17 protein-coding genes and 1 tRNA gene are annotated in these 22,659 nt (G+C 56.4%); 9 read left to right on the top strand and 9 right to left on the bottom strand.

The window, feature by feature from the left end:
- From AC56KL_RS18895 to AC56KL_RS18905, 3 genes are all read right to left on the bottom strand, one after another.
- Entirely contained in the window at positions 1-846 is an 846-nt protein-coding gene (locus AC56KL_RS18895; RefSeq protein ID WP_497181712.1) for an endonuclease/exonuclease/phosphatase family protein, read from the bottom strand.
- A 222-nt stretch (positions 847-1,068) separates the two neighbouring features.
- A complete protein-coding gene (gene tsaD / locus AC56KL_RS18900) occupies positions 1,069-2,109 on the bottom strand; it encodes a tRNA (adenosine(37)-N6)-threonylcarbamoyltransferase complex transferase subunit TsaD (RefSeq protein WP_497181713.1) in 1,041 nt (346 codons plus the stop codon).
- A gap of 260 nt (positions 2,110-2,369) precedes the next feature.
- Positions 2,370-3,431: a 3-deoxy-7-phosphoheptulonate synthase gene (locus AC56KL_RS18905; protein ID WP_497181714.1), complete on the bottom strand. Its 1,062-nt coding sequence runs from the start codon at positions 3,429-3,431 to the stop codon at positions 2,370-2,372.
- Between the two features lie 119 nt (positions 3,432-3,550).
- Here AC56KL_RS18905 and ybiB point away from each other — a divergent pair, with 119 nt between their 5' ends.
- The 9 genes from ybiB (at position 3,551) to AC56KL_RS18950 (ending at position 15,942) form a co-directional block, all read left to right on the top strand.
- Positions 3,551-4,510, top strand: coding sequence for a DNA-binding protein YbiB (gene ybiB / locus AC56KL_RS18910; RefSeq protein ID WP_497181715.1), 960 nt, complete (start codon positions 3,551-3,553; stop codon positions 4,508-4,510).
- A gap of 130 nt (positions 4,511-4,640) precedes the next feature.
- Positions 4,641-5,867 (top strand): BaiN/RdsA family NAD(P)/FAD-dependent oxidoreductase, encoded by a 1,227-nt coding sequence (locus AC56KL_RS18915; protein WP_497181716.1) that lies wholly within the window; start codon positions 4,641-4,643, stop codon positions 5,865-5,867.
- Between the two features lie 100 nt (positions 5,868-5,967).
- Positions 5,968-6,180: a 30S ribosomal protein S21 gene (rpsU, locus tag AC56KL_RS18920; RefSeq protein ID WP_005665410.1), complete on the top strand. Its 213-nt coding sequence runs from the start codon at positions 5,968-5,970 to the stop codon at positions 6,178-6,180.
- A 135-nt stretch (positions 6,181-6,315) separates the two neighbouring features.
- Positions 6,316-6,765 carry a GatB/YqeY domain-containing protein gene (locus tag AC56KL_RS18925; protein WP_497181717.1) on the top strand — a complete coding sequence of 150 codons (450 nt, stop codon included), beginning with the start codon at positions 6,316-6,318 and terminating at the stop codon, positions 6,763-6,765.
- Between the two features lie 220 nt (positions 6,766-6,985).
- Positions 6,986-8,782 carry a DNA primase gene (dnaG, locus tag AC56KL_RS18930; RefSeq protein WP_497181718.1) on the top strand — a complete coding sequence of 599 codons (1,797 nt, stop codon included), beginning with the start codon at positions 6,986-6,988 and terminating at the stop codon, positions 8,780-8,782.
- Positions 8,783-9,069: 287 nt separating this feature from the next.
- Positions 9,070-11,262 (top strand): RNA polymerase sigma factor RpoD, encoded by a 2,193-nt coding sequence (gene rpoD / locus AC56KL_RS18935; protein WP_497181719.1) that lies wholly within the window; start codon positions 9,070-9,072, stop codon positions 11,260-11,262.
- Between the two features lie 713 nt (positions 11,263-11,975).
- A tRNA-Ile gene (locus tag AC56KL_RS18940) sits at positions 11,976-12,052 on the top strand.
- A gap of 216 nt (positions 12,053-12,268) precedes the next feature.
- Positions 12,269-14,011 (top strand): group II intron reverse transcriptase/maturase, encoded by a 1,743-nt coding sequence (locus tag AC56KL_RS18945; protein WP_497181720.1) that lies wholly within the window; start codon positions 12,269-12,271, stop codon positions 14,009-14,011.
- Positions 14,012-14,322: 311 nt separating this feature from the next.
- A complete protein-coding gene (locus tag AC56KL_RS18950) occupies positions 14,323-15,942 on the top strand; it encodes an SIR2 family protein (RefSeq protein WP_497181721.1) in 1,620 nt (539 codons plus the stop codon).
- A gap of 110 nt (positions 15,943-16,052) precedes the next feature.
- On the opposite strand, the gene AC56KL_RS18955 is transcribed toward AC56KL_RS18950, so the two are convergent.
- From AC56KL_RS18955 to AC56KL_RS18980, 6 genes are all read right to left on the bottom strand, one after another.
- Positions 16,053-17,333, bottom strand: coding sequence for a tetratricopeptide repeat protein (locus tag AC56KL_RS18955; RefSeq protein WP_497181722.1), 1,281 nt, complete (start codon positions 17,331-17,333; stop codon positions 16,053-16,055).
- A gap of 270 nt (positions 17,334-17,603) precedes the next feature.
- Positions 17,604-18,419, bottom strand: a complete 816-nt coding sequence (locus AC56KL_RS18960) for a hypothetical protein (protein WP_497181723.1) — start codon at positions 18,417-18,419, stop codon at positions 17,604-17,606.
- A gap of 184 nt (positions 18,420-18,603) precedes the next feature.
- On the bottom strand, positions 18,604-18,876 hold the full coding sequence (locus AC56KL_RS18965) for a helix-turn-helix transcriptional regulator (protein ID WP_497181724.1): 273 nt from the start codon (positions 18,874-18,876) through the stop codon (positions 18,604-18,606).
- Between the two features lie 216 nt (positions 18,877-19,092).
- Positions 19,093-20,316: a tyrosine-type recombinase/integrase gene (locus AC56KL_RS18970; protein ID WP_497181725.1), complete on the bottom strand. Its 1,224-nt coding sequence runs from the start codon at positions 20,314-20,316 to the stop codon at positions 19,093-19,095.
- 628 nt (positions 20,317-20,944) lie between these two features.
- On the bottom strand, positions 20,945-21,211 hold the full coding sequence (locus AC56KL_RS18975; protein WP_497181726.1) for a PAAR domain-containing protein: 267 nt from the start codon (positions 21,209-21,211) through the stop codon (positions 20,945-20,947).
- A 3-nt stretch (positions 21,212-21,214) separates the two neighbouring features.
- Complete coding sequence (locus tag AC56KL_RS18980) at positions 21,215-22,603, bottom strand: T6SS immunity protein Tli4 family protein (RefSeq protein ID WP_497181727.1); 1,389 nt, start codon at positions 22,601-22,603, stop codon at positions 21,215-21,217.
- Positions 22,604-22,659 lie beyond the last annotated feature (56 nt).

Below are 22,659 nucleotides of genomic sequence, written 5' to 3' on the forward strand. Positions count from 1 at the left end.
TTAGTTGAGGTCGAGGACGATCGGCTGATGGTCCGAGGCCGCTGTCTCGGACTGTACGTCCACCGTCGCGACCTGCGGCGCCAGGTCTTCGGTGACGAAGAAGTAGTCGTAGCACTCGGGCCTGTCCGGCCAGGAATAGCCGTGCAGGCCGGTGGTCGGTGCGCGCGCGACGCCGCCATGGGCGACGCGCCAGGCGTCCAGGAAGGCCGGCGCCCCGTCCTCCATCGGCGCCAGCAGGGCGCGGTAGTCGTCCGCGTCCGGCGCAAAATTGAAATCGCCGCACAGGATGCTCGATGCCGGACGGAAGCCTAGCTGGTAGGGTGCGTCCAGGTTCGGTTCCGGCTGGAAGATGCGGGCGCGGCTGCTCGCTTCCTGGTGCAGTTCGCGGATGCGCCGCACCTGCGCCATGCGCTGCAGGGCCGAATAGTATTCGAGGTGGGTGGTCATCAGGCGCAGCTTGCCGCTCGGCGCATCGATCACCGTTTCGATCAGGCCGCGCGGCATGCCGGCGGGATTGTCCGGGTCGGCCGGCCAGGGCAGCAGGTGGCGGTGCACCTGCGAGATGCGGTATTTCGAGAGGATCAGGTTGCCGAACAGGCGGGGCGAATTGTTCTTGTAGAGTTCGCTCGGGGCATGCTCCATCATGTGGTAGCCGCCGAAGGCGCCGCCCAGTTGCTTGAACTGGTTGGCGGTGGCGCCGCCTTCGAGCTCCGGGTGATTGGCCGCTACTTCTTGCAGGCACACCACATCCGGATTCAGCCGGCGCAGGACGTCAATGATCGCATGAATGCGGATCCTGCCGTCCTTGCCACAACCCCAACGAATGTTCCAACATACAACACGCATCACGACACCTCCGTAAAACTTAACCGCCGGATATTGCCACCGTTTGGCAAGGGGCGGTCACACGGTAGGATCGATGTCAGGCTTGCAAGTTCAATGTTGAAAGGAAGTGTAAAAAGCCTTGCGGAGCGTTTGAGAAAGCACCCATGGCAAGGCGCATCGGCGCAGACAGTACGCTGGTACGGCAAGACGATGCAACGCCGCCATGGGGGCTTGGTCAGACGCTCATGCAGCTTCCAATTCGTCCAAGGGCCAGCGTGGGCGCACGTTGAATGCGTAGTCGCGCTGGGCCAGCGCCGGGTTGCGCTCGAGCCGCATGGCGCCCGCGAAAGCGATCATGGCGCCGTTGTCCGTGCAGAATTCCAGCTCCGGATAATAGACCCTGAACCTGCGCCTGGCTGCCGCCGCGTCGAGCGATGCGCGCAGCTGGCGGTTGGCGCCGACCCCGCCGGCAATCACCAGGCGGTTCAGGCCTGTGTGGCGCAGGGCGTTCACGCACTTGGCCGTCAGCACTTCCACGATCGCATCGACGAAGCCGCGTGCGATGTTGGCCTTGTCCTGCTCGCAGATGTTGGCCACCACCTTCTCTTCATGGTTCTTCACCACGGTGAGCACGGCGGTCTTCAGGCCGGAGAAACTGAAATTGAAATCCTTCGAGTGCAGCATCGGGCGCGGCAGTGTGTAGGCCGCCGGGTCGCCGAACTCGGCCAGGCGAGAAATAGCCGGACCGCCCGGATAGCCCAGGCCCAGCAGCTTGGCGGACTTGTCGAAGGCTTCGCCGGCGGCATCATCGAGGGTCTCGCCCAGCAGGGTGTAGCGGCCGACGCCGTCCACGCGCATCAGCTGGGTGTGGCCGCCCGAGACGAGCAGGGCCAGGAAGGGGAAGTCCGGGCGCTCGCTGGCCAGCAGGGGCGAGAGCAAATGGCCTTCCAGGTGGTGCACGCCGAGCACCGGCTTGTCGAGGGCGAGGGCCAGCGAGCAGGCCACCGAGGAGCCGACCAGCAGCGCGCCGGCCAGGCCGGGGCCCTGGGTGTAAGCGATCGCGTCGATGCCCGAGGCCGGGATGGCGGCGCGCGTCAGGACTTCTTCCAGCAGCGGCAGGGCGCGGCGGATGTGGTCGCGCGACGCGAGTTCCGGCACCACGCCGCCATACTCTTCGTGCATGGCCACCTGTGAATGCAGGGCATGGGACAGCAGGCCGCGCTCGGTGTCGTACAGAGCCAGGCCGGTTTCATCGCAGGAGGATTCGACGCCGAGAACGATCATGGGGGAAACAGCAGGGAGGAAAAGCGCGATTTTACAGTAGGGTGGTCGGCTCCGCCGACCGCGCGTTCAAATCACGTATGAAATGCGATACCGCTATTTCACAGTCTGGTCGAGCGCGCGTTCGGCATAGCCGAACACCCTACGGATTACGGTCCTTGCAGTATCGTAGGGTGGGCGGTGGTGATTGTTGGCAGCGAGATCAGTCGGCGCGAAAGCGGAGCCGATAACAATCACCGCGTGGGCGGGAAGACCCGCCCACCCTACGGACGCTGCAGCAGTTCTCCATGCGCGCTGCGCAGCATTTCTTCGGTCTCTTCCCACCCGATGCAGCCATCCGTCACCGAACAGCCATACTTCAGCTGCGACAGGTCTTCGGGAATCGATTGCGCTCCGCTGACGATGTTCGATTCGATCATGACGCCTACCAGCGAGCAGTTGCCGTGTTTGATCTGCTGGATCACGTCCGACATCACCAGCGGCTGCAGTTCCGGCTTTTTATAGCTGTTGGCGTGCGAGCAATCCACCACCAAGTTGGCCGGCAGCCCGGCTTTCTTCAGCGCGCCCTCGGCGATCGCCACCGACACCGAATCGTAGTTCGGCCGCCCGCCGCCGCCACGCAGCACCACGTGGCCATAGGCGTTGCCGCTGGTGCGCACGATCGAGACGCTGCCCTGGCCATTGATGCCCAGGAAGGCGTGCGGATTGGCCGAGGACAGCACGGCATTGATGGCAATCGACACGTCGCCGTCGGTGCCGTTCTTGAAGCCGACCGGGGTCGACAGGCCCGACGACATCTCGCGGTGGGTCTGCGATTCGGTGGTGCGCGCGCCGATGGCAGTCCAGGCGATCAGGTCGCCCAGGTATTGCGGCGAGATCGGGTCCAGCGCTTCGGTGGCGGTGGGCAGGCCCAGCTCGCATACGTCGAGCAGGAAGCGGCGCGCGCGTTCCATGCCGACCTCGACGCGGAAGGAATCGTCCATGAACGGGTCGTTGATATAGCCCTTCCAGCCGGTGGTCGTGCGCGGCTTCTCGAAATACACGCGCATCACCAGCACCATGGTGTCCGCGACCTCGGACTGCAGCTTCTTGAGGCGGCGCGCATAGTCCAGGCCGGCTTCCGGATCGTGGATCGAGCAGGGGCCGACGACCACGAACAGGCGCTTGTCCTTGCGGTCGAGGATGTTGCGCAGGGTTTCGCGGCCCCCCATCACGGTGGCGAAGGCGCGGTCGCTCAGCGGCAGCGTGGCGTGGAGTTCGTTCGGCGTGGGCATCTGCGCGAACGAACTGACGTTGGTATTTTCAATGGCAGGCGTGTTGATCATGGCACTGTGGTGACTAAGGGGACCGTCCAGTGTAGACCGAAAATGCTGCAATTGCACATGGGAGGCAAAAAATGCAAGCTGCGCCCACGGGCGGTGCGCCATCGTTGTATGCTTGCACCATGGACCAGACCACTGAACGATTTGCTGCTGCACCCTTTATCAAGGAAATCGGCCGCGGCGTGAAAGGCGCGCGCAGCATGTCGCGCGAAGACGCCCGTGCCCTGTACGCGGCCATGCTGGACGGGCGCGTGTCCGACCTCGAACTGGGCGCCATCCTGCTGGCGATGCGCATCAAGGGCGAATCGGTGGAAGAGCTGGCCGGCTTCATGGATGCGGCCGAAAGCTCGTTCGCGCCGCTGCCGGCGCCGCCGGGCGACTTCGCCCCGGTCCTGATCCCGAGCTACAACGGCGCGCGCAAGCTGGCCAACCTGACCCCGCTGCTGGCGCTGCTGCTGGCGCGCGAGGGCGTGCCGACCCTGGTGCATGGCGTGCGCAACGACCCCGGCCGCATCACCACGAGTGAGATCCTGCTCGAACTCGGCCTGGCCGAAGCCGGCACCAGCGCCGACATCCGCGAGGCGGCGGACAGCGGCCGTCCCGCCTTCATCGCGATCGAGCGGCTGGCGCCGCAGCTGGCGCACATGCTGTCGCTGCGCCGCATCCTCGGCGTGCGCAATTCCACGCATACCCTGGTCAAGATCCTGCAACCCTTCGAGGGGCCGGCGCTGCGGCTGGTGTCCTACACGCACCCGGAGTACCTGGAGACGCTGGGCGAGTACTTCGGCAAGGCCGCCCCGGCCCAGCGCGGCGACGCCTTCCTGATGCGCGGCACCGAAGGAGAGACGGTGGCCAACCCCCACCGCGCCCAGCGGATCGACTGGTTCCACGGCGGCGAGCGCACCCTGCTGGTCGAGCGCGACGCGCCCACCGACCTGCTGGCCGAGGTGCCGGAAGCGCGCGACGCGGCCACCACGGCGGCCTGGATCGCGGCCGCCCTGCGCGGCGAGGTGCCGATCCCGCCGCCGATCGCAGCCCAGCTTGCGCACTGCCTGCGTGTGGCGCGCGCACTGCGCGCCTGACTCCTCGCTCCGCTCGTTCTGCGTTCAGGCCGGGGCCGAATCTCGTCTCCGCACCACCTCATCCACCTTTCCCCGCCCCACCTGAACCGTATACAATGGCCGGTTTGGCGATCCGCAGAACACCCCAGGCATGGCAAAACACTACGATGTAGCAGTAATCGGCGCAGGCGCCGCCGGCATGATGTGCGCGGCCGTGGCCGCCCAGCGCGGCAAGCGCGTGGTGCTGATCGACCACGCCACGCGCCTGGCCGAGAAGATCCGCATTTCCGGCGGCGGACGCTGCAATTTCACCAACATCGGCGCCGGTCCGGCCAACTTCGTGTCGCAGAACCCGCACTTCTGCCGCAGCGCGCTGTCGCGCTATACCGTGCAGGACTTCCTCGCCCTGGTCAAGAAATACCGCATCGCCTACCACGAGAAGCACAAGGGGCAGCTGTTCTGCGACGACTCGTCCGAACAGATCATTCAGATGCTGCGTGCCGAATGCGAGCTCGGCAAGGTCAGCTGGCGCATGCCGTGCAAAGTCGGCGCGATCGAGAAACTTGATGCCGGCTTCCTGGTCGCCGCGGAAGGTGGCGACATCGCCTGCGACAGCCTGGTGATCGCCACCGGCGGCCTGTCGATCCCGAAGATCGGCGCCACCGACCTCGGCTACCGTATCGCGAAGCAGTTCGATTTGCAGATCGTCGAACCGCGTCCGGGCCTGGTGCCGCTGACCTTCGACGGCCCCAGCTGGGAAGCCTTCGCGCCGCTGGCCGGCATTGCGCTGGAAGTGGAGGTGAGCACCGGCGAAGGAAAAGGTAAAAGCGGGAAGGGCAAGGACAAGACCCCGCGCGGCCATTTCCGTGAAGACCTGCTGTTCACCCACCGCGGGCTGTCGGGCCCGGCGATCCTGCAGATCTCGAGTTACTGGCAACCCGGCGCCCCAATCGTGCTCGACCTGCTGCCGGAGATGGACGTGGCCGAGGAACTCATCGGCATGAAAACCACGGTCAGGAAGCAGCTCGGCAACGTACTGGCCGGGTGGATGCCGGCGCGCCTGGCCGACGGCCTGCTGGTGGCCAACGGTTTCGCCCCGGACGCGCGCCTGGCCGACATGGCCGACGCCAGGCTGCGCACGCTGGGCGACGCCATCAACCGCTGGGCCATTGTCCCGACCGGGTCGGAAGGCTACAAAAAGGCCGAGGTGACGCTGGGTGGCGTGGACACGCGCGAGCTGTCGCAGCAGACCATGATGGCGAACAAGGCGCCGGGGCTGTACTTTATCGGCGAGACCGTGGACGTCACCGGCTGGCTGGGCGGCTATAACTTCCAGTGGGCATGGGCTTCAGGGTATGTAGCTGGTAGCAGTGTCTGATCGGTGTGGCAATGAAGGAACAGCTCCATAAAAGCTTCCACTGACGCACAAATAGTGCTAAACTTTCGTTCTTCCTTAAATCCAACGGTTTCATTTTTACATGACCACTATCCGCCTTAAAGAAAACGAGCCGTTCGAAGTCGCTATGCGTCGCTTCAAGCGCACTATCGAAAAAACCGGTCTGCTGACCGAACTGCGCGCTCGCGAGTTCTACGAGAAGCCAACTGCAGAGCGCAAGCGCAAGCTGGCCGCCGCAGTGAAGCGTCACTACAAGCGCATCCGCAGCCAGCAGCTGCCGAAGAAGCTGTACTAATCAGACTGCATTGACGGCTTGCCCCGGCGACTTCAGGTCCCGGCGAGTCGCTGAGCGTCCGCAAGCCCGCTCCGGTTCTGCCGCGGCGGGTTTTGTCGTTTGTACCATCCTACTTATCTCTATCGGACTGAAGCCATGAGCCTGAAAGCACAAATCACCGAGGACATGAAAGCCGCGATGCGCGCCAAGGAAAGCGCGCGCCTGGCCACCATCCGCCTGATCCTTGCCGACATCAAGCGCAAGGAAGTCGACGAGCAGATCGAACTGGACGACGCCCAGACGCTGGCCATCGTCGAGAAGATGATCAAGCAGCGCAAGGATTCGATCACCCAGTTCGAAGCCGGCGGCCGCGCCGACCTGGCCGATATCGAGAAAGCCGAACTGGCGATCCTGTCCGGCTACATGCCGGCCGGCCTGTCGGACGAGGAAATCGCGGCCGAAGTGGCTGCCGCCGTGGCGTCGAGCGGTGCGGCCGGTCCGCAGGACATGGGCAAGGTGATGGGCGTGCTCAAGCCGAAGCTGGCGGGGCGTGCGGACATGACCGTGGTGTCGGGGCTAGTGAAGAAGGCGCTGACCGGCGGCTGATCAGCTTGTAGTTGAACGCGTGGGCAAGGGACTGGCCCACCCTACGAAAACCGCTCTATCGTAGGGTGGTCGGCTCTGCCGACCGCGCGTTCAACCGGCTGTGAAATGGCCGCGACGCTTGCCCACAAACGACCCCATCCAAACGGATGCTTTGTCGTAAATCAATTTGCAATCACCGCTGCGGTATAGTCTGCGTTGAGACAAACACTGAGTACTCCTAGTGATTCCGCAATCCTTCATTACCGATTTGCTCAATCGTGTCGACATCGTCGACATCGTCGGCCGTTACGTCCAGCTGAAAAAGGGCGGGGCCAACTACATGGGCCTGTGCCCATTCCACAACGAAAAGTCCCCCAGCTTCACCGTCAGCCCGACCAAGCAGTTCTACCATTGCTTCGGCTGCGGCGCCCATGGCACCTCGATCGGCTTCCTGATCGAATACTCCGGCATGGGCTTCGTCGACGCCGTCAAGGACCTGGCCCAGGGGGCGGGCATGGTGGTGCCGGACCAGGACGACAAGATCCCGCCGCAGCAGCGCGCCGCCCAGCAGGCCCAGTCGCTGGCGATGACCGAGGCGCTCACCCAGGCCTGCGCCTACTACCGCGCCCAGCTGCGTGAAGCGCCGAACGCGATCGCCTACCTGAAGAACCGCGGCCTCACCGGCGAAGTGGCCGCTCGCTTCGGCATGGGCTACGCCCCCGGCGGCTGGGACAACCTGCGCTCGGTCTTTCCCGACTACGAGGCCTTGGCCCTGGTCGAATCCGGCCTGGTGATCGACAAGGTCGATGAGGACGGTAATAACAAGAAACGCTACGACCGCTTCCGCGAGCGCGTGATGTTCCCGATCCGCAACACCAAGGGTCAGGTGATCGGCTTCGGCGGCCGCGTGCTCGATGGCGGCGAACCGAAATACCTGAACTCGCCGGAAACGCCGCTGTTCCAGAAAGGCCTGGAGCTGTACGGCCTGTTCGAGGCGCGCCAAAGTATCCGCGACGCCGGCTACGTGCTGGTGACGGAAGGCTATATGGACGTGGTTGCCCTGGCCCAGCTCGGCTTCCCGCAGGCCGTCGCCACGCTCGGCACTGCCTGCACCAGCACCCACGTGCAAAAGTTGCTGCGCCAGACCGACACTGTGATCTTCAGCTTCGACGGCGACAAGGCCGGCCGCCGCGCCGCCCGCCGCGCCCTGGAAGCCTGCCTGCCGCAAGTGACGGACGACAAGACCATCAAGTTCCTGTTCCTGCCGCAGGAGCACGACCCGGACAGCTTCGTGCGCGAGCGCGGCGCGGAAGCCTTCGAACAGGAAATCATTGATGCCATGCCGCTATCGCAGTTCCTGCTGCGCGAAGTGAGCGCCGAACACGACCTCGACACGCCAGAGGGCAGGGCGCATGCCCAGCACGAAGCCAAGCCGATGCTGCAGGCGATGGGGCCGACCTCGCTGCGCCTGCAGATCGTGCGCGGGCTGGCCAGCCTGACCCAATCTACCCCTGCCGAAATCGAATCGCTGTTCGAACTGTCCAAGCCGGTATCGGTGGTGCGGCGCGCCCCGCCGCGCCAGGGCCGGCCGAAGCCGGTGGGGCTGGAATTGCAGATACTGCGCATCCTGGTCTCGCACCCGCAGCTGGCCCAGCTGCTGGACGACGCGGCCCAGGCCTCGTTCGACCACTTTGGCCAGGACGCCGCCGACGCGCTGCGCCACCTGGTGCAACTGGCACAAAGCCTGGGCGAATACGGCACCTTCGCTGCCTTGTCACAACAGTTAAAGGAAGTGACGGGAGAATACGACGGCCTGATCTCGGAAATCGCTGCAGAGCCGGAATCGGACGTCGACGCGGATCGAATCTGGCTGCTCAGTGCGCTACGTCAAATCAAGAAGGACGCATTAAAACAAGAACTTAACCAGTTGTTTTCTTCCGGACTGTCCCCAGATCAGGTAAGCACTCGCTATCGCGAGATCGTTGCCCAGCAGGACCTCCTGGACCGTGAAGACGCTGCCGCAATGACACCCCGTTAATACAGCACGCTGAGCACGCTTGTGGTCATTTGTGCAACTTGGAAAAACAGGGGTGCGTGCTATAATAAAACGCTAACTATTGCAACCATTGAAACCATTTTTTGTTTCAATCGCGCGTGGAGTTTGGGTTAGCGAGGCAACAGATAATTGCCTGCAGGGTGATGTAAGGTAACAAAACTTTATCTTTAACCATCGTAAAGTTAGTCGTCGTGACTTCGAAAGCGCCTGTGCCAACCAAGAAACCCGAAACCAAAGTGGCTGCAAAAACCACGAGAGCGTCCGCCAAGGTGGACAAAGGTCAAGACACGGCCGAGGTTCGTACGGCGAGCCCCGCACCGGTCAATGCGACGACCGACGCGGCCGCACTGGCTGCGATCGATACGTCGGGCTACGTCCTGCCGTCCGTCAAGGTGCCGGGGCGCCGTGGTCGCAAGCCCAAGGAATTCACGCCCGAGAACGATGAGATCGCCGCCCTGAACGCGGTCGAGCGCGCCGAACTGAAGGCTGCGGACAAGGCCAAGGCCAAGGACCGCAAGGCCAAGGAAAAGGCGCTGCTGAAAGACGCGTTCTCGTCGGATACCGAAGCGAGCGAAGAAGAGCTCGAAATCCGCCGCAACAAGCTCAAGGCCCTGATCAAGTCGGGCAAGGAGCGCGGCTTCCTCACGTACTCCGAGATCAACGACCACCTGCCGGACAACATCGTCGATCCGGAAGCGATCGAAGGCATTATCGGCACCTTCAACGACATGGGCATTGCCGTCTACGAGCACGCCCCTGACGCCGAAACCCTGCTGCTGTCCGACAATGTCGCCACCGTTACGAGCGACGACGAAGCCGAAGCTGCCGCCGAAGCGGCGCTCTCCACCGTCGACTCCGACTTCGGCCGCACCACCGACCCGGTGCGCATGTACATGCGCGAGATGGGTTCGGTCGAGCTGCTGACCCGCGAGGGCGAGATCGAGATCGCCAAGCGCATCGAAGACGGCCTGAAGGACATGATCCAGGCCATCTCCGCCTGCCCGGTGACGATCGCCGAGATCATCGAAGCCGCCGCCAGGATCGAGCGCGACGAGATCAAGATCGACGAGATCGTCGACGGCATGGTCGACCCGGAAGGAGACGAGAACACCTCGCCGACTGCCGTCGCGCCGACGTCGACCGACGACGAAGACGAAGACGAGAACGAAGAGGAAGAAGCCGAGGAAGAGGAAGAAGAGGGCGGCGCAGCCTCCGGCGCGGCCGGCTACTCGGCCGAGCAGCTGGAAGCCCTGAAGCAGTCTGCCCTGGCGAAGTTCAACAACATCGCCGACCAGTTCGACCGGATGCGCAAGGCCTTTGAGAAGGACGGCTACAACAGCAAGGCCTACGTCAAGGCGCAGGATGCGATCTCCGACGAGCTGCTGGGCATCCGCTTCACGGCGAAGGTGGTCGAGAAGCTGTGCGACACCCTGCGCGGCCAGGTGGACGAAGTGCGCCACATCGAGAAGCAGATCCTGGACGTGGCCGTGAACCGCTGCGGCATGCCGCGCGCCCACTTCATCAAGGTCTTCCCGGGCAACGAGACGAACCTGGAATGGGTGGACGGCGAAGTAAACGCCGGCCACGCCTACAGCGCCATCCTGGGCCGTAACATCCCGACCATCAAGGAACTGCAGCAACGTTTGATCGACCTGCAAGCCCGCGTCGTGCTGCCGCTGCCGGACCTGCGCAACATCAACCGGCAGATGGCGGCCGGCGAGATGAAGGCCCGTAAGGCCAAGCGCGAGATGACCGAGGCCAACTTGCGCCTGGTGATTTCGATCGCCAAGAAGTACACCAACCGCGGCCTGCAGTTCCTCGACCTGATCCAGGAAGGCAACATCGGCCTGATGAAGGCCGTGGACAAGTTCGAGTACCGCCGCGGCTATAAGTTCTCCACGTATGCGACGTGGTGGATCCGCCAGGCCATTACCCGTTCGATCGCGGACCAGGCGCGCACCATCCGTATTCCGGTGCACATGATCGAGACGATCAACAAGATGAACCGGATCTCGCGCCAGATCCTGCAGGAGACCGGCGCTGAGCCTGATCCGGCCACCCTCGCCATCAAGATGGAGATGCCGGAAGACAAAATCCGCAAAATCATGAAGATCGCGAAGGAACCGATTTCGATGGAGACGCCGATCGGCGACGACGACGATTCACACCTGGGCGACTTCATCGAGGACAACAACACGCTGGCGCCGTCGGACGCCGCGCTGCACGCCTCGATGCGCGGCGTGGTGAAGGACGTGCTCGATTCGCTGACCCCACGCGAAGCCAAGGTGCTGCGCATGCGCTTCGGCATCGAGATGTCGACCGACCACACGCTGGAAGAGGTGGGCAAGCAGTTCGACGTGACCCGCGAGCGTATCCGCCAGATCGAGGCGAAGGCGCTGCGCAAGCTGCGTCACCCGTCGCGTTCGGACAAGCTGAAGAGCTTCCTCGAGGGTAGCAGCTGATTGTTGTAGTCTGCCCTTGACGGACCTGCAGTAAAAGCAATATCCTCTCGCCACTCTGCTTCACGGTACCGCGCCGCTGAAGCAGGTGGCGAGTGTTCTTCTAGCCACTGTCCCGATTTCTGGGCCTCTAGCTCATGCCTGGTTAGAGCAGCGGACTCATAAGTGCGCCTTGGATAGGGTGCACAATCGTTGTATTTTAGAAATACTCCACTGGAACTACGTGGATAAGGCAGCAACTTACCGGAGGGAGGCGATGTGTTAACATGCAGCCTTCTGGGACACCTGAGGGGGAAAGCTCCAAGGGGAAAGCAGCATGTTGTTAAAAGGCGGGTAAGGGGTAATCAGCATCTCCAATAGGCCCGTCAGCCAGGCTAGGTATGGTGAAGACTGTATTGTTTGAACCCAAGTTCTACCGGGGTATCTTCGCAACTTCTGGACACGCTGATTTACGTCCAGAACAGACAGTTAATGGTAGCGATTATGAATACCTTAAAGTTCCTTGTCTGTACGGGCTCTCAAGATGAGAGTAATGAACGAAATGGGCACCTAACCCTAGAGCACGATTGTGTGTTAACCAAGGGATTGCCTAAGGGAAGCAATTCCTAAGAAGTCTGTTGTCAGAAGGTCGATGACAGTCGGGGACGAAAGCGAGTGGTAACACAAGTAATCGGACCGGCAACGGAGTAGTGGTAGTACCTGTTAGTGTGGATGATGGGCCCGTAGCTCAGGGGTCAGTAGCAGTCGACTCATAATCGATTGGTCGCAGGTTCAAATCCTGCCGGGCCTACCAAACACGCTATATACGTTTTCAGTAATGTGAAAAGATAAAGGGAAGCACTACAGGCAAAGTGATTTCTATTCAAAAGTTGGGTTGACTCGGATGAGTTACAAGAACCTCGAGAGACTAGAAATACTACGTACTAAAAACGCCGACCCAAATTGGGTAAACGGTGACCTTTATCGCCTAATGTATCGGCCTGAGTTGTACGTCGTTGCATACGAGCGATTGAAGAGCAAACCGGGGAACATGACACCAGGCGCAGACGGCTCAACACTCGACGAGTTCTCAATGGCCCTCATTGAGCGAACTATTTGCGAAATGCGGTCCGAGAAATACAGCTTTTCGAGAGCCCGCAGAGTGCACATCCCGAAAGCAAACGGTAAAACTCGCCCGCTAGGCATTGCACCACCAAGGGATAAGGTTGTTCAAGAGGTCATTCGACTAATACTCGAGTGCATCTACGAGAGCCCCTATGGTGCGACGTTCAGCAGCGACAGTCATGGTTTCAGACCTGATAGAGGGTGCCACACGGCGCTCAAGTCCATTCGTTCGGAATGGAGTGGAGTGTCATGGATTGTAGAGGGAGACGTTAAAGCCGCCTTCGACAACATTGACCATGACCTTCTGATTGGATGTCTTAGAAAAAGGATTAGCGATGAGCGATTCCTCAATCTAATCAGGAAAGCTCTTACCGCTGGATACTACGAGTTCAAAAGACCGGTTGACAGTGATATAGGCACACCACAAGGCTCAATCGTATCGCCAATCCTTTGCAACATCTTCCTCCATGAACTCGACGAGTACATGGCCGAGTTGATTAAGCGGACGGACAAAGGTGAGAAGAGGAAGCTCAACCTGGAATACATCAGGGCTACGAAGCGCCTTGAGAAATGCCGCCGAGAAATCGAGTTGCTACCTCTCATGTCGACTGAGCGGTCTGAGAAAGCCAGAGAAGTCAGAGCTGTCAAACAAGCGAAATTAGCCATACCCTCGAGCAGTGTCGACGGGGAGTTCGTGCGGATTAAGTACGTTCGATATGCAGACGACTGGTGTGTGGGCATCAATGGCCCTAAGGAAGTGGCTGAGCGAATCCGCAGGGAGGTAGGTGACTTCATGGCGGACAAACTTGGTCTAACGCTAAACCTCGAAAAGACTCACATTAGACATGCTAAGACAGAGGAGGCGTTTTTCCTCGGTACGCGCATCAAAATTGGGTCCTCGCAGCAGAAAGTCGTAAGCGTAGTCCGTAACGGGAAACGGTTCGACAAGCGAGTCACAGGGTGGCTACCTCAACTATGGGCACCAGTACCGAAGCTGGTTGCCAAGTTATGCTCCAAAGGTTTCTGTACGATGCAAGGCAATCCACTGCCAAAGAAGAGCTGGGTCCCTCTCGACGATGACCAAATCATCCAGATGTACGGCTCAGTTCTCCGCGGACTACTGAATTACTACAGCTTCGCAGACAACTATGCCAAGCTTACCAGGATTCAATATGTGCTGAAGTTCTCAGCCGCGGTGACCCTAGCGGAGAAACATAGGACCTCGGTACGAAAGACCTTCCAGAAGTTCGGAGACAGACTCACCGTCTTCAGAACTACGTCACAGGGCGAAAAGGTTGGCGTCAGTCTTCCACTCGAGTCGAACTGGGAGAGGAACCCCACGAGATTTAGGATTGGCGAAATTCCTTCTCCAGACGCTCTATTTCAACGACACCTGCGGCTTCGGACCCGCAGCAAACTGGGAGAGCATTGTGCGATATGTGGCTCGGATGTCGACGTTCAGATGCATCATGTCCGTCACGTTCGAAAGATGGGTGAGAAGTCCCCAGTGGGCTTCAACCGGCTACTAGCCGTGATAAACCGTAAGCAAATCCCTGCATGTGGGCCTTGCCACAGGAAGATTCACAACGGACAGTATGACGGCATTCGGCTAAATCAGCTGTTTGACCCGGCTTTAGCGGTGCGATAAAGCGTGGATACTTTGCTGGAGAGCGCAATGCTTGGAAACTTGCACGTTGCGTTCGGAGGAAGGCCGTTGACCACCCTTTGGGGGTTGGCTGCCCATCCTACTCCGTTGGTGCCCGGTTCGACTCCGGGGAGGCCTACCAATAAAATCAAAGGGTTAGCATACATCATATGCTGACCCTTTTTGATTTGTAAGCACATTGTAAGCACTCCGTGCGGGAGCTCAACAAAACATCTAGTAATCTGCAATGTTTTAACATTTGTTTACGAGTACAATCGATTGTTCCTAGTCAACGCTAAACGCTTGGAGTCAATGTGAGTCTCGCTGAACAGCTTACACAGCACTTTCAATCTGCGCCGTCTACCCCGTTCCTATTCGTTGGCTCGGGCTTTTCGCGTCGATACATAGGGCTAGAGGACTGGGAGGCGCTACTTAGGAGGTTCTGCAAGGATATCAAGAGCTTCGACTACTACTATACGACTGCGGATGGCAGTCTTCCCGAGACGGCACAGCTCATTGCTGAAGACTTTCACCAGCACTGGTGGGCATCTCCACAGTACGAGGCAAGTCGGGATAAAAAGAAGTCAAAGCTCAAGGATAAAACGTCTGCCTTGCGCATTGAGATATCAAACTACCTTACGTCACTGTCTCTCTCGGACCTAATGTCGTCAGCGTATAAGGATGAAATAGAGATCTTGTCCCGTCTCAACGTGGATGGCATCATTACTACCAATTGGGACTTGCTGCTTGAGCAGCTATTTCCTGATTACAAGGTGTTCGTTGGTCAATCTGAGTTGCTCTTCTCGAATCCACAGTCAATAGCAGAGATATATAAGATACACGGCTCGTCGTCGCGACCTTCGTCGTTAGTTCTTACTAAACATGATTACGATGAGTTTGATAACAAGAACCCGTATTTAGCAGCGAAGCTAATTACACTGTTTGTAGAGCATCCGATAGTCTTTATTGGCTATTCCCTCACTGATCCGAATATTGTTGCCCTTCTAAAGGCAATCGTATCCGTCCTCGGCACCGATAACATATCTAAGCTACAGAATAACTTAATTTTTGTTGGTCGCGCTGACCCTGGCCAAGACAGCTATAGCCAGACCGTAATGGCTATTGAGGGTGGTCAGATTCCCATCACAATTGTGAAGGCTCACAGTTTTGTTCCTGTCTATCAGGCGCTTGAAACGGTGAAGAGAAAGATTCCGGCACGCGTACTCCGACTTTGCAAAGAGCAGATCTATGAGCTAGTCAAATCGAAAACGCCGGAGACCAAATTGTATGTTGCTGATATCGACAAAATCGATAAGAAAGATGATTTGCAATTTGTTGTTGGGGTTGGGATGAATAGCGTGATAGAGGGCGGGGCAAGTGAGATAGGCTATCAGGGAGTAACGCTCATCGACATCTTCCACGACATTGTCCTTGATGATAAGCAGTTTGATCCCACGAAGGTGTTGGGTACGACAGTGCCAAACATTGGGAAAATTGCTACCTATGTCCCAGTTTATAAATATCTTAGAGCTCTTGCAGTAGATTCGAAAGATGCTTATGAACAGTCTGGTTATGATGTGAAAAAACATATGGGTGAGGGGCCTGGCTCCTACTCAACGGCGACTTATCTGAAAGCATACCTTCGCTCTGAGAAAAACAAATCGATGCGCGAAATTGTCGAGACTAACACGCCAGAAAAGGCAGCGATATTCCTCGCTTTTGTTCCGAAGGAAAGGTTCGATCTGGAAATTGCGCAGCAATTCCTTCAACAAAATTTGGGCAAACTCAGCAATAATAATTACTCGACCTTCTTCCGGAAACTGGTCTGCTTATATGATCGCTTCAAGTATGGCTGGGATGAGGTAACCCCAGCTGCTCCGAGGAAGGTGAAGCGAGCAGAGGGCGAAGCTGGCGCGGTTCAGGCCGAAAACTAATTCGTTCGACGAAAAAGATGAGTAGGCTGATTTGAAAATTCAATTCATGTGGAAAACGTTCTGCAGCTTAAATATGGGCTAACAGAAGTTTTCCACTAGCGATTATTTCCTCATCGGAGCATATATAACGTTTCGTTGATATTATGCAATTTCGTCGCATATTCACGCTGCTGCTTTGACATTGCCGCCCAAATTTCTTGAGCTTTCTTCGTCCCCTTCGCTGGGTCAAAAGCTATTGCCAGTCGCGCGACATCATACGCTTGGACTAGATCTGGGTTTCTCCCATGCGATTTGCAGTCAGCATATATTAGGTGCACTTGTGCCGCGAGCATTCGGTACCGCCCAGGGTTTGCAAGAGATGGGGGCCAGTCCGGACATAAAGCGGCCTCATCAATAGTTTGGTAGAGCCAAGCAAGAGGAACGCTCTGATCTCGAAGTTTCCCCGATTTGATCGCGTGTTTAATATCGGCGTCAAATGGCGCTCCGACACCGGTGTTATACGCCTTTAGTAAGCCTCGCTTCACGTATGGGCTGATCTGCATCGCCTTACTTGAAGCTAACTCTTTCCTAGCCAATTTTTCCCAGATTTCGACAGCGGTCCGCTGATCAGGTAAAACTCCATCGCCATTATATTGAATCCAAGCCAGCATAGCGTCAGCGTCGTCTGCCCATTGTTCGTTTGAACTCTTCAGTTCGTTCAATATCGCGACTGCTTTGGTTGGCACGGGAGGCGTGCCAAAACCATAGTAATGATACTCGGCTAGGGCGAAAGCATTACTAGCAACCCTCGGCAACTTAAAACTTGCATCTTTATGAGCTAGCGAACCGGATACAAACCCAAATGCAGTAACAGGAGAATAGGGAAAGCCATGGACCCCATGCTCGTGATAAAACGCTAGCCATGAATCTCCTTCGATAGTTCCCTTATCTTGCTCGTGGTAAGCCCGTGCCATTGCAAGATCATTGCCGCCATCCTTGTCTGCGTAATAGTTGCCCAGCTCATGGTTGGCGTCTGGATGTTTCAGTGCAGCCGCAGCGTTCAAATGTACGAGGGCTCGTTCGCGGTTCTGTGGGTAAAGGGGAGTACCCGAAAGGTAACGTTCAGCAAGCTTAAGGTGAGCATCGGGATAATTATTTGACGCAGATCTCTCAAGATAATTTTTTGCTGCTGCTTCATCTGCTTTTACGCCCAATCCAGCATCGTAAAGCTGGAAGAGGTAAAACTGAGCTGTAGCGTCGTTGTCGTTCTTCGAAAATATGGACACAGCTGTCGAGTAATCGCGTTTATTGAAGGCTTGAACTCCAGTTTGAACAGCCGGGCCGCAGGCACTTAGTATGCCGAGAAGGGGAACAACGAACAGCAGGTGCCGCAAAATTTTCTTGATTAACATGGTCAGGGTCCTATGAAGCTACAAGTGCAGGTCGATACTAGCAGTGCACAGTAACGGGTTACTTGAACGTAGGAATCGTATCATGCTTTGCGTTCAGAAATACTTCCATGGTGGTTCTTTATGAAGGAGGACCCGCTAGGTAGCAGCCCCTTACTCAGCTGCTGATCGAGCTGCTGATCGTGTCAAGCCAGGGGGTTGCAAGCGATTGCAAATTGACTCCCATGCCGTCCAAAAATTGCAGATATTCGCAGAAAAATTTCCGTGCGGAGCTTAATGTCTACAGAGGGCTTTCGCTAACTCTTGTTTAGCTTCATTCCAAATTGTTTCAACATTGAACCAGCATGGTTTGCAATGTTCACTTAGGATGCGGCGCAATTGCGATTTCGTCTCTCTTCGCGGAACAAGGCTGAACGCCTCCTGCGCACCAAACCTATCACTGTTTGAAAGAAAGCGATCCCATGTGGGCGAGACTGCTAGTCGTCCAGCTTTATACTTCAATGCAATTCCATACCTGCTAATTTCGTTTGGAAGTGCTGGAATGTCGGTTATTTTTCCGAGGTTGTTAAATCCAAATTCAAATCTAGATATTGGTGTTTGTCTTGCCAAAGTTCCAGATGTGGCTTGAAGGCGATTATGAACAGCTTTATTGTAGACGAGCAATCGACGAGTGCTCTTCGGTGCGCCAAGATAATAGCCGTTCGGGTATATCCGTGTAGAAGTCCGACTTGAGTTGGTATAGGTATAGAACATATTTGGACTAGCACGCTCCACGTCGAAGCTAATATCCGCCCGTGTAATCTTTGCGTTCACTAGCGCTGTAGAAAAGCCGGGAACAAGTGAATCAAAGAAGTTGCACAGCTCGGCCATTGCAACCGCTCCAGATTTCTCCGGATTCCACTCAAGGCGCATAAACGCCGTAGCGACAGTTTTTGGGTATGTTTGAATGAATACGTTTTCTTGTGCAGATGAGGTTCGCAGTTGAAGTAACCAAGCGAATTGGTATATCTGAAATCTAGCACTGTCACGTTGGTGTAAGACCTGAGTGAAGTTTTCATGTGTATATGTTGCCTCGCAAAGATTGTTCATCGCTGCTATCCAATTGCTGTGTTCAATCGGAATTGTGATGCTCAGCTTATCAATGAAAACACGACTCCTGCGATGCATATTGTTGCTCTATGTACGCTTTGTTCTCTGATAGAGCAAAGCGCGGCACTGACGTGAGCGTTGGAGATTGCTCCCGTAGCAGTGCCTGCGTTTGCAATTGATTTCATTACTTGAGGTGACTTGTTGACGTCATTTGCGGTTGGCTGTTTAGCCATTCCATGACGACGCTAGCTTGGTACCGGACGTGGTGTCCGATTTTTCGATAGGGTATCCCGCCGCCCTCCCAGCGTTTACGGGCAAGCCAAGCTTTCGACTTCCCAATTAACGTAGATACTTCTTCAGAAGTGAGTAGTGCGTCATCTTTTGTGATTGCGACGGTGCGAAAGTTATTTTCAACGGCAATGGTTTCATTCTTTCGCTGCAGATAATTCCGCTTCATAGTTCCTCCGGTCGGTTATGGAGAGCGCATTATCATTCACGATAATTAATCGCGCAACAAAATATTTCACCGTGGCGGAGTAAATTTATGGTTAATAGTTAATGTGGTCAAATAGCGTGAAATCCGGAATTTCAGCTTGTCCTAGTACGGCAGGGCTATTAATTATTGAGGTGTCCGGCAATCGTTAAATTTGCGTGTTTTTTGATTGGTGGGAGGTTAAGGATGGTGACTCGGCTCTGGCTCTCTAATCAATTCTAAAATGTAATCAGTAACCAATTGGGCAGGCTCGCGCAGGCGTTCGATCCCCTGGAGGTATCGCTGAGTAATATCTTGCCCTGTAAGATGGTTGAGCAGTCTCTTTACTGTCCAGCTGTTGTCAATTTTGGTGGCCGCGTAGGTGGCGTAGGTCCGTCGCAGATCGTGCAAGGTAAATTCAACGCCGCACTCATCAGTAATTTTCTTCATCACGTATCGAGGCTCAACAATATGTCCTGTCTTGCCTGTGCCGGGAAAAACAAAGTTTGAATTCGCTAATGCTGCACGCCGCTTCAGAAGGGCATGAGTGTATGTCGTTAGGGGTAAAGAGAACTCAGTCCTGTTTTTTGTGTTCTCTCGGGGAAGGGTAAATCTGCGCTCCTCAAAGTCGACGTTGCTCCACTGCAATAGGGACGCTTCAGTACGGCGCAGACCGGTGAAGAGCAAAAACAGCAAATAGTCTCTAACAGTTTCTGTGCTGGCGCTTGGTGTCGCAGCGACGACTTTACATGTTGCTTGATACCAAGAATAAATCTCTACCTCTTGGATGTATGTTTTACGGCTTTGTGGGTTAAACCATTGCTTCAATGCACTCAACCGCTTTGTTGGATTGGAGGGCACCAATGGATCGCCGTTTGCCCGGAGAAAAACTCCTTCAGCAAAATTAAACATTGCGCGAAGACATCGCATCGCTACGTCTGCCTGCGCGGCACCATGTGACTCGCCAAGTTGACTATGCTTTCGCTCAACCATATCTGGCTTGATCGCAGTAATGGACAGGGATTTCCACTCGGAAAAATACTTTGCCATGTATCCCCGATAGTCCGACTCAGTCCTAGGGGCTAACCGCTTACGTTCGATGTATGCAGAAAACAACTCGGCAAGAGTAATGTCTTCCTGCTGGCGTGCGCGTGCTTCTTCTTTTGGGTTCGTGCCAGTGGACATCTTGTGAAGTAGGTGCCGAGCATGCTGCCTGGCCTGTTCGGCAGTGAAAATGCCATGTCGTCCAACTGTCAGTCTAGTGTCTTTTCCTTTGATGCGAGCTTGAACGATGTAGCTCTTGGTCCTGCCGCTAATTCGAAGCCCGAAGCCACGTAGCTCGGTATCCCAGTAAAACCCTTGTTCAATAACCGCGTCAACAAACGTCTTAGTTAACTTTACTTTTTTTCCCATACCAACTTCCATGTAAGCACTTTGTAAGCACTATGTCTAACGTAGAGTATAATTCTTTCAACCTCATTCTACGTGAAATGTGTGCAATATCAATGGCTTGCGGTATGGTTGGTGGTAAGAAAATTCAGTTCAATAGGATGGCCGTAGAACTCATAATCCGTTGGTGCCCGGTTCGACTCCGGGGAGGCCTACCAGTAAAATCAAGCACTTAGAGTGCTTTTTACGATTTGCGCAGTTCTGTAAAACGAGTTTTGCGTCTGCTAAGGTCCGAGATCGACCCCAGAGCAGCTTTTAGTACGACGCGCAAATTGTTCTTTCTCTTCCAAATTTTCAAAGACGTATAACGGCTCCCAATCATGGCCCAAAACCAGCGCACCTTGTACGTCAGGGAACTGCAGCTCCAAAAAAGCGGACCAGCCCTCACAGAATGATTCGGCACCAAGCGCAGTGTTCGCACCGCGTACATAGCCTTGTGATTCAATGATGAGAAGGCTGGTAAATATAGGCTCCCGTCAGTTGCAAATATCCACCAATATGCCTCCCTCCATCTGACAAACGCAGTGGCCCGAAATGGGAAATGTAAGCCTCTGCCAATGTTCGGCCAAGGCCACGAAATCAGTGAGGTGGGACTATACTCTGACTATTGCCCACCAAAGTTCCCTACGGTGGCGATCAAGGTAGCGCCGCAAGTGGTCTTATGCCCATCGTAGGCGACGGCAACGCCGTCAATGACGTGATCCGGTTCTCCTTCGGCGATGGTGCAGTTGTCATGTCCTTTGATAGGGCAACTGCATACATCCCCAACGCGAACGACAGGAATGCCGTCAACCGTAAAATGATCTGCGCCGGCACTCTCGACCTTGCCGCCATGAGACGTGGGGTCGCCAAGACGAATCACATTTCGCATGGCTTAACCTTTCTCCTGCGCTGAAATTTCGTTGTTCCGGCTGCTTTCGGTTGTGCCGCCACCAGCGTCTTTGGCGGCAAAGCTGTCGGGAGAAATATGTGCAATTGTTGGCGTCGCCGAGATCGGGTCAACCTGAACTGGTGCGGCGTCATAGCTGATTAGTTTCCACACCGTCGCCGTACGGTAAGTAGGCTTTTCTCCCTTCAGCTTTTGCCATATGGACGGTTTGCCGAGCGATATCACATGCGGCATGCGCTCGCCTGCCTTGACGTGCTGCCGCCGGTCACCTTGAGTGTCTCTCGGTTCATCAGGCACCCACCAGCCGGTTTGCGGACACGCGCGCCCAGTTGCCGCAAGCTCGCCGAGTGGAAGCGTAGGACCAGAGTCCATTTTGGCCGTTTTGACCGCCTCAGCGCCGGTTGGACGCACACGGATAGTGCTAGTAATCTTGTCCCAAACTGCTATTGCTTCTTCGTCGGTCAGGCTAGCTTTGGTTGCGCCTGCAACGTTGTCGGCAACGCCAGTCTGCATCTGTATTTCTACATATGGTTTCAACGGGTCCGACGGCACCCCTCTGAAATCCATGGCGAAATCATGGATCGAGTGTATTTCCGCCTGTTCCGGGGTACGGGACAGGGCTTCAAAGCCGTTCAGCCAGTCGTGGATCTGCCGCGCCCCTCTGCGCAGGTCTTTAGTTTTTATCAGCGGATTGTTTGGATCCTGGGCTTTCTGGTTCTTCTCGAGCTGAGTAAGCCGCCACTCCAGCGAGTGGCTCTCTTCGTAATGGGGATTCGACGGTCCGACAAAAACCGAGAGGTGTGTGTCAGGGAACTCCTTTAACCGAAAGCCGATACGAATGAGTTCTACGGGCGGTTCCTCGCCTGGAGCCGGGTTGTCAGGGAGGAAGGCATGTTCGATACAGTTGCCGGGCTCAGTTGGGACGTCGTTTTCTGAACGTTGCTTTAGGCGCCGGGCAATGCTCTTGATGAGTGATACAGTTCCATCTTTGTCGTTCCTCAAAGGCCGTGCATTAATGACAATGCCGTCTTTATTCAGCCTGAAATATCCGTTGATCTTGAGCCCGTTGATGGCCTGAAAATCTTCGTAACCGATAACGACTTTGCCTTCGGGCTGAGGCACATGTTCTACCGACAGTAGCAACGGGACGTCATCGTGGTTGATCGCCTTCTCGCTGTTGAGTTCGTCGATGAATTTTTGCGCCAGGTTCTTCACTTCATCTACGCCGTTTGGGAGTACGCTTATACCAAGTGACACATCAGTTTCCCCCCATGCTACAGTTGCCGAGGACGGCAAATCGACCATGAATCTTCCAAAGCAGACGGTCTTGGTTTTCTGGAACACGGCTTGAAGGCGGGGTGTAAGTGCGGTCATATTAGGGGTCTTCCATTCTTTTGGAGTGCGATCGCAGGCAACAAGCATCAAGAGCA

Source organism: Telluria sp. ZB4P34, from assembly GCF_059686055.1.

What these genes read in the sequence shown, in the direction of transcription:
- AC56KL_RS18895 (WP_497181712.1), bottom strand. Translation starts at nt 846, where the DNA reads ATGCGTGTTGTATGTTGGAACATTCGTTGGGGTTGTGGCAAGGACGGC.
- tsaD (WP_497181713.1), bottom strand. Translation starts at nt 2,109, where the DNA reads ATGATCGTTCTCGGCGTCGAATCCTCCTGCGATGAAACCGGCCTGGCT.
- AC56KL_RS18905 (WP_497181714.1), bottom strand. Translation starts at nt 3,431, where the DNA reads ATGATCAACACGCCTGCCATTGAAAATACCAACGTCAGTTCGTTCGCG.
- ybiB (WP_497181715.1), top strand. Translation starts at nt 3,551, where the DNA reads ATGGACCAGACCACTGAACGATTTGCTGCTGCACCCTTTATCAAGGAA.
- AC56KL_RS18915 (WP_497181716.1), top strand. Translation starts at nt 4,641, where the DNA reads ATGGCAAAACACTACGATGTAGCAGTAATCGGCGCAGGCGCCGCCGGC.
- rpsU (WP_005665410.1), top strand. Translation starts at nt 5,968, where the DNA reads ATGACCACTATCCGCCTTAAAGAAAACGAGCCGTTCGAAGTCGCTATG.
- AC56KL_RS18925 (WP_497181717.1), top strand. Translation starts at nt 6,316, where the DNA reads ATGAGCCTGAAAGCACAAATCACCGAGGACATGAAAGCCGCGATGCGC.
- AC56KL_RS18955 (WP_497181722.1), bottom strand. Translation starts at nt 17,333, where the DNA reads ATGTTAATCAAGAAAATTTTGCGGCACCTGCTGTTCGTTGTTCCCCTT.
- AC56KL_RS18960 (WP_497181723.1), bottom strand. Translation starts at nt 18,419, where the DNA reads ATGAACAATCTTTGCGAGGCAACATATACACATGAAAACTTCACTCAG.
- AC56KL_RS18965 (WP_497181724.1), bottom strand. Translation starts at nt 18,876, where the DNA reads ATGAAGCGGAATTATCTGCAGCGAAAGAATGAAACCATTGCCGTTGAA.
- AC56KL_RS18970 (WP_497181725.1), bottom strand. Translation starts at nt 20,316, where the DNA reads ATGGAAGTTGGTATGGGAAAAAAAGTAAAGTTAACTAAGACGTTTGTT.
- AC56KL_RS18975 (WP_497181726.1), bottom strand. Translation starts at nt 21,211, where the DNA reads ATGCGAAATGTGATTCGTCTTGGCGACCCCACGTCTCATGGCGGCAAG.
- AC56KL_RS18980 (WP_497181727.1), bottom strand. Translation starts at nt 22,603, where the DNA reads ATGACCGCACTTACACCCCGCCTTCAAGCCGTGTTCCAGAAAACCAAG.